General features: G+C 64.3%; 10 protein-coding genes. 4 read left to right on the top strand and 6 right to left on the bottom strand.

The genetic code is table 11. The annotated features are described in order from the left end of the window. Positions 1-1,695 carry a gamma-glutamyltransferase gene (locus tag ACFQ00_RS10455; protein ID WP_381490036.1) on the bottom strand — a complete coding sequence of 565 codons (1,695 nt, stop codon included), beginning with the start codon at positions 1,693-1,695 and terminating at the stop codon, positions 1-3. A gap of 319 nt (positions 1,696-2,014) precedes the next feature. Here ACFQ00_RS10455 and ACFQ00_RS10450 point away from each other — a divergent pair, with 319 nt between their 5' ends. Both ACFQ00_RS10450 and ACFQ00_RS10445 read left to right on the top strand, forming a co-directional pair. Beyond that, on the top strand, positions 2,015-3,070 hold the full coding sequence (locus ACFQ00_RS10450) for a helix-turn-helix domain-containing protein (RefSeq protein ID WP_381490034.1): 1,056 nt from the start codon (positions 2,015-2,017) through the stop codon (positions 3,068-3,070). Positions 3,071-3,074: 4 nt separating this feature from the next. Beyond that, positions 3,075-4,481 carry a peptide MFS transporter gene (locus ACFQ00_RS10445; protein WP_381490031.1) on the top strand — a complete coding sequence of 469 codons (1,407 nt, stop codon included), beginning with the start codon at positions 3,075-3,077 and terminating at the stop codon, positions 4,479-4,481. Here the strand turns inward: ACFQ00_RS10445 and ACFQ00_RS10440 are convergent. Further along, a complete protein-coding gene (locus ACFQ00_RS10440) occupies positions 4,387-5,793 on the bottom strand; it encodes an APC family permease (RefSeq protein WP_381490028.1) in 1,407 nt (468 codons plus the stop codon). The two genes, ACFQ00_RS10445 and ACFQ00_RS10440, sit on opposite strands and share 95 nt — an antisense overlap. 218 nt (positions 5,794-6,011) lie before the next feature. Between ACFQ00_RS10440 and ACFQ00_RS10435 the strand changes: the two genes are divergently transcribed. Further along, on the top strand, positions 6,012-8,300 hold the full coding sequence (locus ACFQ00_RS10435; protein ID WP_381490025.1) for a TonB-dependent receptor: 2,289 nt from the start codon (positions 6,012-6,014) through the stop codon (positions 8,298-8,300). Here ACFQ00_RS10435 and ACFQ00_RS10430 read toward each other — a convergent pair. Then, complete coding sequence (locus ACFQ00_RS10430) at positions 8,249-8,476, bottom strand: hypothetical protein (protein WP_381490022.1); 228 nt, start codon at positions 8,474-8,476, stop codon at positions 8,249-8,251. The genes ACFQ00_RS10435 and ACFQ00_RS10430 overlap by 52 nt on opposite strands. Here ACFQ00_RS10430 and ACFQ00_RS10425 point away from each other — a divergent pair. Beyond that, positions 8,363-9,391 (top strand): Gfo/Idh/MocA family protein, encoded by a 1,029-nt coding sequence (locus ACFQ00_RS10425; protein ID WP_381490891.1) that lies wholly within the window; start codon positions 8,363-8,365, stop codon positions 9,389-9,391. The two genes, ACFQ00_RS10430 and ACFQ00_RS10425, sit on opposite strands and share 114 nt — an antisense overlap. 40 nt (positions 9,392-9,431) lie before the next feature. On the opposite strand, the gene ACFQ00_RS10420 is transcribed toward ACFQ00_RS10425, so the two are convergent. The 3 genes from ACFQ00_RS10420 to ACFQ00_RS10410 all read right to left on the bottom strand — a co-directional run bounded on the left by ACFQ00_RS10420 (position 9,432) and on the right by ACFQ00_RS10410 (position 11,982). Next, entirely contained in the window at positions 9,432-10,367 is a 936-nt protein-coding gene (locus ACFQ00_RS10420) for a BKACE family enzyme (RefSeq protein WP_381490019.1), read from the bottom strand. An 84-nt stretch (positions 10,368-10,451) separates the two neighbouring features. Continuing rightward, positions 10,452-11,156, bottom strand: a complete 705-nt coding sequence (locus tag ACFQ00_RS10415) for a GntR family transcriptional regulator (RefSeq protein WP_381490016.1) — start codon at positions 11,154-11,156, stop codon at positions 10,452-10,454. A gap of 61 nt (positions 11,157-11,217) precedes the next feature. After that, positions 11,218-11,982: an SDR family oxidoreductase gene (locus ACFQ00_RS10410; RefSeq protein ID WP_381490013.1), complete on the bottom strand. Its 765-nt coding sequence runs from the start codon at positions 11,980-11,982 to the stop codon at positions 11,218-11,220. Positions 11,983-12,077: the final 95 nt, after the last annotated feature.

Here is a 12,077-nt window from a genome sequence, read left to right as displayed (position 1 = left end):
TCACGCCGCAAGCGCAACCGAGGTTCGCCTCGGATCACCGCAGGCAAACGCTTCTCCGTCCTCCGAGACGTGAATGGCTTCGAACGCGCCGTGCCGCGAACTCCACGGATTGACGCGCTCGACAAGAATTCCGGCTGCTTCGGCCGCGCCGATCAGGCGATCGCCGAGATCGGTCTCGACCGTCATGCGATACTGACCATCGACAAGTCCGCCGAACGAGGGACGCTCGACACTCTCCGCAAGCGGCATACCGAAATCGACGATATTCGTGATGTTCTGGACGAGGTTGCAGACGAGGCTCGTGCTCGGCGATCCGCCCGCGAGAAAGGGCCGCCCGCCGCGGAACAACATGCTCGGGCAGATGAGCACGGTGACGCGGTCTCCCGGCTTCGGCATCGTGTTCAGAAAATGATTGCCGGGACCGCAGATGCTGACGCCGTGCACGAACAATCCGTTCGCCCAGGGCAGCGACAGCGTGGAATGCAGCGCGGTCGCGATGTTGCCCGCGCGGTCGATAACGGTGAGGTGACAGCTTCCGGGGCCGTGGGGCGCAGCGCCCGGTGCGGGCGCAGCGCCCTTAAGAATTTTTGCGTAACGTTCTGCCGCATAGGCCTTCGAAGCAATGCGTTCGACATCGAGCGGCGTTGAACGCGGATCGCGATACGTCATGCCTGTGACAAGCACGTCGCGCGCGGCGAGCATCATCCGCTTCAGCGTTTCGGGAGACTCGCTCGCCGGGCCATTCTTCCGAATGTCCATCAGCTCGACCATGTTGAGCAGCTCGATAAGATGCAGCCCGCCAGTATCCGGCGGCACCGATCCAAGGATTTCGAGATCGCGGTATTGCCCCCTGACCGGCTCTTCCCAGCGCACCTGATATGCGGCGAACTCCTCGGGCGAGAGAGCGCCACCCGCTGCATTTACGGCGGCGCAGAAATCCTTCGCGAAGCCGCCCGTGTAAAACCACCGGCTTCCCTCTTCGCCTAGGCGCTGCAGCGTTTCGGCAGCGCCAGGCTGAACAAGCTTTTCGCCGGGATTGAGGATTGCCCGGCGCGGCATGAAGATCGAGCGCCCTTCAGCGGTGCGCGCGAGCATGGCCTGACGGCTGTAGACCTCCCCCCAGAGCGAAGGGTGACAGGCGATGCCGTCTCGCGCGAAACCGATCGCCGGTTTCAGCAGCCGCGGCACCGGCATCGTTCCGAACGTGGACGCCGCCGCCTCGAACGCCGCCCAGAACCCCGGCACGCAGGCCATGCGACCTGTCGAAGTATCCACCTCCGTCAGCACGGGCGCCAGCGCACGCGGAGCATTGACGTTGCCGTTCAGGTAGCGCGTGCGGCCAGTGGCGGCATCGTGGTACATCATCGACATGCAGCCGGTGATCGTGGTGAGGTGCGGTTCGATCACGGTCTGCGCCGCCGCCGCCGCGAGCAGGGCATCGCAGGCGTTGCCGCCTTCGCGCAGAATTCCCACAGCAACCTCCGTGGCCCAGGGATGCCCGGTGATCGCAAGGCCGCCCCGGCCGCGCGCCGGCGTCTTTCTGCCGAAGGCGCCGCTAGACATATCGGCCTCCCCACCGCTTGCGGCAACACGCGCGCCGGAGCCCTGCGCGGCAGCCGCCATACGCGGGGTCACAAGCCCCGCAGCAGCAGCCGAAGCCAGAAGACCGCGCCGTCCGATCTGAACCAAGTCCATTCCCCCTGCACCACACGGGCCACGGATTTTTCCCCCGCCGCCCGACACACAGAAAGGCTATCGACACGCCGCCGAACCGGAATGACCTATCGTTACTACTTTTTGACAATGCGGAACCCACCGTCTGAGACACACAAAAATCATCGGAATTTCAGTCATATACACGAGAGGCGCGGCAGCCTTCGACTCCGCGCGCAAGGCTTCGGGAGGGCTCGCCATGCGCGGCCATGCATTATAGTATTCGCATCAGAACAGGTGATCGAACACACCGGCACAGGGGCGCGAACATCGGGAGCGCGGAGATCGAGGGGGCGCGAACATGCAGCAGACAGTGATGCCGGCCGGCGGGGAAAGACCGTTCTACCGGAAGGCCGACTGCCCCGAGCATTTCCGCTGCTTCAGCAAAAGTGCGCTCGTCGATGCGGTTGCGCAGACCCGGGGAACCGGCCTCGTGCCGTTCGAAGCCGCGGACGAACGTATCGCGCTTGCCTATTCCGAAGGGATGCCGATGCAGGGAGAGCAGGAAATCCTGTTCTTCTCGAGCGATCTCGGCCTCGTGACCTCCGACGTGACCTACGACCGCGAGTTCGATTACGATTTCGTTTTCGAGAACCTGAGCTTCATCCAGTTCCGGTTCGAAGGCCGCTCGTTTGAAGACGCGGGAACGGACGAGGCACTGCTCGTGCATCGGCCGGGCTTTTCCGTATCGTCAGCACCCACGGGCCACGAAAAGCGCAGCCGCATGTTGCTCTCGGAGCCCTGGCGAACGGTTACGCCCTTTTTCGGCTGGGAAGCGGCGGAACGCCTTCTGGAGGAGGAGGAAGGAGACCTGCAGCAGGCCGCCCACGCCTTCCGCCGCTGGCAGGCGCGACACGCGCAGGTGAACCATCCGCTGACGCCCGCGATGTCGGACGCGGCGCACGCCGTGCGGACCTGCAGGTTCACAGGCCCGCTGCGCCGCGCCTTTCTGGAGGCAAAGACCGTAGAGCTTCTCTGCCTCGCCATCGCCTTCATCAACGACGGCATCAGCGACCGGCAGGACGTTCCGCTCTCCCGGCGCGACCAGACACGGCTCGACGATGCGCGCGACATCATGGACCGGCATTTCGCGAACCCGCCGACCCTCTCCGTGCTCAGCCGCATGGCCGGGCTCAACCGCCGCAAGCTGACGAGCGGGTTCCGGAGCCGCTTCGGAACCACCGTCCTCAAATACTGCGTGGATCGGCGCATGTCGCACGCACGCGAGCTGCTGGAAAGCGGCGAATCAATTGCCGACGTGGCGGAAAAGGTAGGCTACGCAGACCAGACCAGCTTCAGCCGTGCGTTCCGCCAGTTCCATGGCCGCCCGCCGAAATATTTCCAGCCGCAGCCGTGAGACGTTGAAGCTGGCGCGTTCCGGCGGCCCGGCCGGTTTCTTCGGCCATCCGCGCGCGCTCGGCTATATCGCAGTGACCGAAGCGTGGGAGCGCTTCGCCCAATACGGTATGCAGACGCTGCTGGTTCTGTATCTCGTCGATACGCTGCTCCAGCCCGGTCACATCGAAAGCGTGGCGGGCTTCAGGATCGTGCGCAGCGGGCTCGAAGCGTTGTTCGGCCCGATGCAGACGACTGCGCTCGCCTCCGCAATCTTCGGCATCTACGGCAGCTTCATCTACCTGACGCCGATCCTCGGCGGCTTTCTCGCCGATCGTTTTCTCGGGCGCACATCCACGGTGATTGCAGGCAGCGTCCTGATGATCGCCGGGCATTTCCTGATGATGAGCGAAGCCGCGTTCCTTCCGGCGCTGCTCCTGCTCGTGTTCGGGATCGGCTGCTTCAAGGGAAACCTCGCCGCGCAGATCAATGCGCTCTACGGCACGGACGATGCCCGCCGCGCCGACGCCTACCAGATCTACACGCTCGCCGTGAACGCCGGTGTCATCGCGGCGCCGCTCGTTGCGGGGACACTCGGCGAGACGCTCGGATGGCGATACGGGTTCGCGGCTGCAGGCGTGGGGATGGCGATCGGCCTCGGCGTGTATCTCGCCGGGCAGCGCCATCTGCCGACAGACCCTGCACCAAAGGTGCGGGCGCGCCGAGCAGAACGATGGTCGCTCTCGGCCGGCGAATGGAAATCCACCGTCGTTCTGCTCGCCCTGATTCCCGTGCTCGCGCTCGCCGCAATCGGCAATCAGCAGATGTTCAACGCGTATCTCATCTGGTCGGATACGTCGGCGTCGCTGGACGTGTTCGGCACGCGTATGCCGACGACGTGGCTGATCACCATCGACATGCTGGCATCGATTGCCTGCCTGCTCGGCGTGATGTGGTTCTGGAGGCGGATGGCGGCAATCGGTATCGCGCCCACGGAAATCACGCGGATCGCGATCGGCTGCCTGTTTTCCGTCGCGGCCTATGTGCTACTGGCAAGCGCATCCCGGATAGCGGATGCGGAAGGCGCGAAGGTCGGCCTTGCGACACTCGTGGTTTTCCACATGCTCGGGAGCACGGCGTTTGCACATATTTATCCCGTCTCACTCGCGCTTTATGCGCGCGTCTCCCCGCCCGCGATCGTTTCGACGATGATGGGCCTCTATTACCTCCACCTGTTTCTGGCGAACGGCACGACCGGCTGGATCGGGGGCTGGCTGGACAGGCTGGATGCATCCGCATTCTGGCTGATGCACGCGGGGATCGGCCTGCTGGCGGGCATCATGGTTCTTGCGATCGGGGCCCTGTGCCGTCGTACGCTTTCCGCCGAAGCGCCAGCGTCAACGCACCAAGACCGGCCCATCCGCCAAGGATGAGATATTCGACCGGAAACGCACTGCGCAGCAGCGGCGTGACGAGCGCGGAGGCCGCCATGCCGAGCGCCGCAAGGAAGGCGAAGCCAATCACGACGCGGCCGCCCGGCACCATGAATTCGGGCGTCTGTAACTGCTTCCGCCTGAGCACGAACACTGCCGCGCAGCACAGCACGAAGCAGATCACGATGCTCGTTGCGCTGGTATCGACGAGCAGCCCCACAGCGCCGCGCCCGAGCAGCAACCCCGCCATGTTGATCGCCCCGATGATAAGGATGATCCGGTAGGGTGAGCCGAAACGCGGATGCAGGGTGGTCATCCCACGCGGCAGGAACCCCCGCCCGGCCAGCCCGTAGAGAATCCGTGTTCCGGCGAAATAGACGCCGTTCCAGGTCTTCAGTAGCGACGCGAGCAGGATCAGGAGCAGGATGCGCGCAAGCGTGTCGCCCATCGGCAGACCGCGCACCGCCTCGACCATCGCGAGGTCTGCACCCGCGAGTTCGGACCACGGCTTCATCATCGCCGCCGCCGTTACGGCGAGACAGTAGAACAGCGCCGCCGCCACGATCGAGGCGATCATCACGCGCGCGATGGTACGAAGTGAGATCCCGCTGGCGCGCTCCTCGACCGCCTGAGCGATCGTCTGGAAGCCATTGAGCAGAAACGCGCAGCTCGCGAAGATCGCAAGGCTGCCGTACCACCACGGCGCCCCGCCCGGCATTTCGGGGAAAGCGGGCAGCAGGAGCGCCGTGTCGCCGGTCCCCGCCATCGCGAGAAGGAGCACCAGCGCGACAGCGAGGAAGCCATAGGTGAGCAGCCCCTGGAACCGTGCCGACGCGGCACCGCCCAGATAATTGACGATCGTCATCATGAGTGCGCCCGCCGTGCCGATCAGGAGCTGATTGCGCGTCACCGGTGCATCGAACACCGTGTAGAGCACGACGTCGTCGAGACCCGGCAGCAGCAGCTCGACCACCCACGCGACCGCAAGCCCTTCGAATACTGTGACCGAAATCCACCCGAGCGCCGTGAACCATCCGACGAAAAAGGCAAGTCTGGGTCCGAACGCCGCCAGCGCGAACGTGAAATCCCCGCCTGTCTTCGGCACGCGAGCCGTGAGTTCGGCATAGCACGCACCGATACATACAACGGCGATGCCGCCCGCGACGAAGCCGAGTATGGCCCCGATAGGCCCGGCTTCGGCAAGCCAGCGGTTCAGGATCACCACCCACGCCGACCCGATGATCGAGCCGAAGCCGAGGGCGAAAAGCTGAAAGCGACCGATGCGGCCTGCAAGCCGCTGAACCTCAGCCACTGGGCGCCTCTGCAGTCGTCCCTGCTATCCCCCACCCTTGCATCCGCAGTCCCCCCTGAAAGCCCTATTGCCTATCACCCCGCCAGCGCCAACAGCGCGTGCCGATCGGCAACCTGTTTGTCCCGTTTCGCCATGCTTCACGAATCGGTTGCATCTTTATCTTTGATCAAAGATCAGTATTATGCAATCCAGCGCACGACGCCAACAAGGGGGGTAGAATGGGAAATCAGGGATACACACGGATCGTGAGCCGCCTGCTGATGGGAGCCGCAAGCCTGCTTCCGGTCTCGCAGGCGATCGCGCCTGTCGGCGCGCGCGCCGCCGAAACCGTTGCCGCCGACGAAATCATCGTGACCGCGACGCGGCGCAGCGAAACGCTTCAGAATGTCCCCATGAGCATCCATGTGATGACAGCGGAAAACCTGCAGCGCCAGGCCGCCACGACCTTCGCGGACTACGCGACCTCGGTGCCCAACCTCACCTTCGGCACCTCGGCGGAAGGTACGACCAATTCCCGCACGATCGCCATTCGCGGGATCGGCGACCGCAACACAACGGGCTTCTACATCGATGAAACGCCCGTGCCCGAATCGCTCGATCCGCGCGTCGTCGACGTGTCACGCATCGAGGTGCTGCGCGGGCCTCAGGGTACGCTTTATGGCGGGCGATCGATGGGTGGCACCGTGCGGCTCGTGACTGCTCAGCCGGATGCGGGCGAGATGTCGGGGCGTGTCCATGCCGGCATTGCGGACACGCATGGTGCGGACCGGCCGAGCTACCAATTCGACGCGATGATCAACCTGCCGCTCGTGGCGGACAAGATCGCCGTCCGCATGGTCGGCATCCACCAGAATGATGCGGGCTTCATGAAACGCGAGTTCGGCCCGGAAGGCGCGACGACGACGATCGACAACGTCGCGCGGACCCGAACGAACGGCGCCTCGATCGCGATGCTGTTCAAGCCCACCGAAAATCTCAGCCTCACACCGCGCGTGCTCTATCAGGAGACGCGGATGAACGGCTATCCGTTCACGGACCTTACGCTTCCGGGCTCGGGACCGGTGGTTCTGGAACCAACCTCCCTGATCCAGCACCGCCAATTCGACGTGCCCGAAGCGTCACGCGACAAATGGCTGCTCGCATCCTTCGATATCAAGCTGCAGCGCGACTTCGGTACGTTCACGTCGGCAAGCTCATATTTCCATCGACGCTCGCGCGACATCGACGACCAGACGGATTTCATCGCGGCCGCCTTCGGCGTTCCCCCGATCCCAACCTCGGTGGAAGTGCGCAACAACCGCGACAACTTCATCCAGGAGGTCCGCTTCGCATCGTCGTTCGGCGGACCTTTCGAATTCGTCTCCGGCCTCTATTACGCCCACAACAAGGGCAAGTACGCCTATCCGCCCAACATCATTCCGGGCCTCGACGCCGCCTTCGAAGCGGCGAACGGTTTCCCGCTGGGCACCGACCTCGTCTACGTCACCGAAAATCCGGTGAAGCAGGTCGAAAAGGCCGCCTATACCGAGATCACATACGAGATCGTGCCGCAACTTTCCGCCATCGCAGGTCTGCGCGCCTTCCATGTCGGTACGACCTCGTCGAAAACAGCGGACGGACTCGCCAACGGCGGCCCTTCGGTGGTGCCGGAGAAGAGCAGCAGCGAGAGCGGTGTCACGCCGAAGTTCTCGCTTCAATACAAGTTCGCCGACGACAACCAGATTTTCGCGACCGCCGCCAAGGGCTTCCGGCCGGGCGGTGTCAACGCACTGATCCCCGCCTCGTTCGGCTGCCTCGATGAACTCGCCGAACTCGGCCTCTCGAACGAAAGCGTCCAGTCGTTCAAGTCGGACAGCGTGTGGAGCTACGAAGCCGGCGTGAAGTCGCGTGCGTTCGATCGCAAACTGACGCTGAACGCCACTGCCTTCCGCATCGACTGGAGCAGCATTCAGCAACTGGTGCGCCTGCAGTGCGGCTTCGGCTTCAGAGGAAATGCCGGCAAGGCGAAGAGCGAAGGCATCGAGATCGAGGCGACGCTGCGCCCGGCCGAAGGGCTGAGCCTTGAGGCGGCATTCGGCTACACCGATGCGAAATTCACCGAGACCGTGCTCACCACGCGCCGCGCGAAGGGCGACCGGGTTCCGGAAATCGCGAAGTATACGGCAAGCTTCGCGGCGTCCTATGATTTCCCGCTCAGCGGGACGATCGATGGGTTCGTTTACGGCGACTATCGCTACATCGGAAAGAGCACGAGCGGCAACAACGCCAACACCGATCCCGATACCGGTACACTCGTTCCGCGCATCCGGCCGAGCTACGAAATCGTGAACGTGCGCGGCGGGGTTCGCTTCGGCAACTACGAGATCGCGGCCTATGTGAAGAACCTGACCGACGAGCGTGCCAGCCTTTCCGACAACGTCGCGGCAGCGGTCGAAACGCCGGGCCGCGCCCGCGTCTACATCAACACGCCGCGCTCGATCGGTATCGAGGCGAGGGTGAACTTCTGAGCGGCCACACGGACCGTCTCCGCGTCGGCCTCGTCGGCATCGGTGGTGTCGGGCGTCTCCATCTGGAGGCGTACCGGCGCTCCGACGCCGTCGAGGTGACCGCCCTGTGCGACGCCGATCCAAAACGCGGTGGTGAAGCAGCGGCGACGTGCGGTGCTGCCGCTTATACCGACCACCGGGACATGCTCGCGGCGGAACCGCTCGACATCGTGTGCATCCTGACGCCGCCCGCAAGCCGCCTCCGGATCGTTGCCGATGTCGCCGCCGCGGGCCATGCGATCCTCGTCGAAAAGCCAATGGCGACGACACGCGCGGACGCCGAGGAGATGCGGAGGCTGTGCGATGCCGCCGGTGTCCCGCTCAGTTACGGCGCGAGCTACCGTCACCTGCCCGCCCTGAAGCAGGCGCGTGCCTTGATCGCGGAAGGCGCAATCGGGGACGTGATCCTGCTCCGTGAGGATTTCATCGGCGGGCGCGGGCCAGCATCGCGCGCGGCGCTGCCGCCGTGGCATTATCCCGAAGGCGGGATCGGCGGCACCGGCATGGGCCTCGTCGATCACGGCGTCCACCTGATCGATGCATTCGCCTGGCTTGCGGACAGCCCCGTTTCATGGGCAAGCGGGCGCGGCAATCGTTCGGGCAATGCTCTGGAAACCGAATATGCAATTCTCGGTCTCGCGAACGGCGCGACGGGGCACTTGCTCTATGAAGATGGCACCTGGCCGACACAGCTGCCGGCAGAAGGCCAATTCAGCTGGGGCGCTAGCTGGGACGCGGACGGCTATCACCCGGGCGGCACATGGCAGACGCATCCGGGCAGCATCCATGTCCATGGCACGCACGGCGCGCTTCGCATATTCCACTACGCGCACGCACTTTACCTGACCGATGCGGAAGGCACGCGCCAGATCGCACTCGATGGCGATCCGGCGCCCGACCACTTCCGGGTGCAGATCGATGCCTTTGCGGCCGAACTCCGCAGCGGCACCCTGCCGGGAACCGGCGCCGATGCAGGGATCACGGCTCTCGCCGTGCTCGAAGCAATCTATGCGAGCGCAGGCCGGAACGTCGCGATAGAGTCCCAGACCTGAAAAGGGCGGGATCACATCCCGCCCTCCCCTTTTTCACCGATCAGAATGCGACGCGATCTCCACCCTTGAGCGCGAGCATCTCGCGCGCTTCGGCGGGCGTTGCGATCTCGAGACCCAACTCTTCCAGGATCGACCGCACCTTCGCGACCTGCTGCGCGTTGCTCGTCGCGAGTTGCCCCTTGCCGATGTAGAGACTGTCTTCCAGACCAACGCGCACGTTGCCGCCCATCGCGGCGCATGTTGTGACGAAAGGCATCTGGTTGCGGCCGACCGCGAAGCAGGACAGATAATAATCTTCGCCGAACAGACGGTCCGCCGTATTCCGCATGTGCGCGAGATGATCGATGTCCGCGCCGATTCCACCAAGAATACCGAAGATGCATTGTACGAAGTACGGCGGCTTCAACAGGCCTTTGTCGGCATAGTGCGCCAGCGTATAGAGATGGCCGACATCGTAGCATTCGAACTCGAAACGCGTGCCGCAGCCTTCGTGGAGCTCCCGGATCACACGCTCGATCTGCGCGAACGTATTCGATTGCGGCGCGGCGTGCGAACCCTGCAGGAACGGCTTTTCCCATTCGTGCTTCCACGGCTGTTCGCGCTCCGCGAGCCCGAACACCCCGAAGTTGATCGAGCCCATGTTGAGCGAGGTCAGCTCGGGCTGGAAACGTACGGGTGCGGCAAGACGATCGTCCATCGTGAACCCCGGCGCGCCGCCCGTCGTGAGATTGAGCACGGCGTCGGTTGCCTGCTTGATCCGCGGCAGGAAGCCCGCGAACACCTCCGGATCGGGGGTCGGGCGGCCATCAGCCGGATCGCGCGCGTGCAGGTGAACGATCGCTGCACCCGCTTCCACCGCCGCGATAGATTGTTCGGCGATCTCGTCCGGTGTGATCGGCAGGTAGGGCGACATCGACGGCGTGTGGATCGAGCCCGTGACGGCGCATGTGATGATCGTTTTCCGAGATTTACGCATGATTTTCCCCTGTGCACGACACGCACCGGGTTGGCGCAAACCACCGCGAACGTCAATACTATGATCTATGATATTTGATCAAAACTACTCAACATCCTCCGCGAAGAGGTACGATTTGTGATACCAGCGGGCCGTGCACTGAATGATGCTCGCCATCAGCTTCGCCGATCGCGCGCCGTCGTGCGCCGCGAGGGCGGCCAGCAACTCTTCCTGCGTCTTGAGTTCAGCCTCCAGATATTCCTGCGCCCCGGCGCCGCCCGCCTGGCTGTGCGTCATCATGGGCCCGAAACGCAGCCATACGGACTCGATGAGTGCGAGCATCTGGCGCGACCCCGCCTGGCGGTAGATACCGAAATGATACTGGTGGTTTGCCCAAAGCGCCGCCTCCGGATTCTCGCCGGCGGCGGCGGCGCGAAGCCGCGCCTGCCCTTCCGATATCTCGGCGAAGATCGCATCGGTCATGGCGGCCGCGGCTTTGCGGCAGCAGTGCGGTTCGAGGAGCATCCGGATCTCGATGATCTCGTCGAACTCCGCGCGCGTCAAAGAGGGAACGCACACCCGGCCGCTGGGCAGATTGACGAGCGCGCCTTCGGCAACCAGCCGCTGCACGGCCTCGCGCACGGGCATGATGCCGGAACCGAGCTGTTCGGCGAGCAGCTTCACCGTCACGTGCTCACCCGGCTGGAAGCGGCCGGTCACGAGCGCACGGCGGAGCTCCGAATAGCTCTGGTCCTTCAATGTATTGCGATGCACCGGTGCAAACCGGGTCGCGCGCGCAGCAGTCGTCATCGACGATGTCCCTTTCGGCTTTTCTTTAGGACGCCGCTGCCGCTCCTGTCCATTGCTGCGCTCAGCCTTCCCACTCCGCGCCGCCGCAAACACCGATGAACTGTCCCGTGATGTGCCGCGCTGCCGGCGACGCGAGGAACACCGCGAGGTCGCCGATCTCCGCCGGGTCGATCCAGCACCGCATCGAGACGAAGCGCAGCATCTCAGCCTCGACCTCGGCCACGGAGCGCCCCTGCTCCTCCGCCGCCCGCGCAACGAGCGCGCGGCCGCGCGGATTGTCGATGAGGCCGGGGAGGATCGCGTTGCAGCGGATGTTGTGCGGACCGAGTTCCCGCGCAAGGTTCGCCGTGAAGCCCATCAGCCCCTCCTTCGAGGCAACGTAGGCAGTCCGGTTCGGAAGGCCGGTGCGTACCGAGGCGGTGGAAATGTTGACGATGGCGCCCTGCCCCGCAGGCTTCATCAGGCGTATGGCACGGCGCGTCACACGCATTGCGCCGGTGAGGTTCACGGCGAGCGTGCGTTCCCATTCGGCGTCTTCGATATCCTCGACCGGCCCTCTGGGGCCGCCGATGCCGGCGTTGTTGACGAGGACGTCGAGCTTCGGGCCGACAGCGTCGAACAGCGCGGCAACGTCGGCTTCGTCGGACACGTCCGCGCGTGTTGCGGCAATGTCCGGGCGTGCTTCGGCAAGTGCCGCGATCGCGTCTTCGGAGACGTCGCAGATACGGACCTGCGCGCCTGCATCGGCGAACCGTTCCGCGATCGCGCGGCCGATGCCGGACGCGCCTGCGGTCACCAGAACATGGGTCGAACTGAAAACTGTCATACGTGTCCCGATCCATCGGCGGTGTTCAGGCACACGACCGATACGCTGCGGGCAGAGAAGACCCGCGAGATATTATTGATCAAAGATCATATAAC

Source organism: Sphingosinicella xenopeptidilytica, assembly GCF_042676985.1.
GTDB lineage: Bacteria > Pseudomonadota > Alphaproteobacteria > Sphingomonadales > Sphingomonadaceae > Sphingosinicella > Sphingosinicella xenopeptidilytica.
This window is presented reverse-complemented; position numbering and strand designations above follow the sequence as displayed.

What these genes read in the sequence shown, in the direction of transcription:
- ACFQ00_RS10455 (WP_381490036.1), bottom strand. Translation starts at nt 1,695, where the DNA reads ATGGACTTGGTTCAGATCGGACGGCGCGGTCTTCTGGCTTCGGCTGCT.
- ACFQ00_RS10450 (WP_381490034.1), top strand. Translation starts at nt 2,015, where the DNA reads ATGCAGCAGACAGTGATGCCGGCCGGCGGGGAAAGACCGTTCTACCGG.
- ACFQ00_RS10435 (WP_381490025.1), top strand. Translation starts at nt 6,012, where the DNA reads ATGGGAAATCAGGGATACACACGGATCGTGAGCCGCCTGCTGATGGGA.
- ACFQ00_RS10420 (WP_381490019.1), bottom strand. Translation starts at nt 10,367, where the DNA reads ATGCGTAAATCTCGGAAAACGATCATCACATGCGCCGTCACGGGCTCG.
- ACFQ00_RS10415 (WP_381490016.1), bottom strand. Translation starts at nt 11,156, where the DNA reads ATGACGACTGCTGCGCGCGCGACCCGGTTTGCACCGGTGCATCGCAAT.
- ACFQ00_RS10410 (WP_381490013.1), bottom strand. Translation starts at nt 11,982, where the DNA reads ATGACAGTTTTCAGTTCGACCCATGTTCTGGTGACCGCAGGCGCGTCC.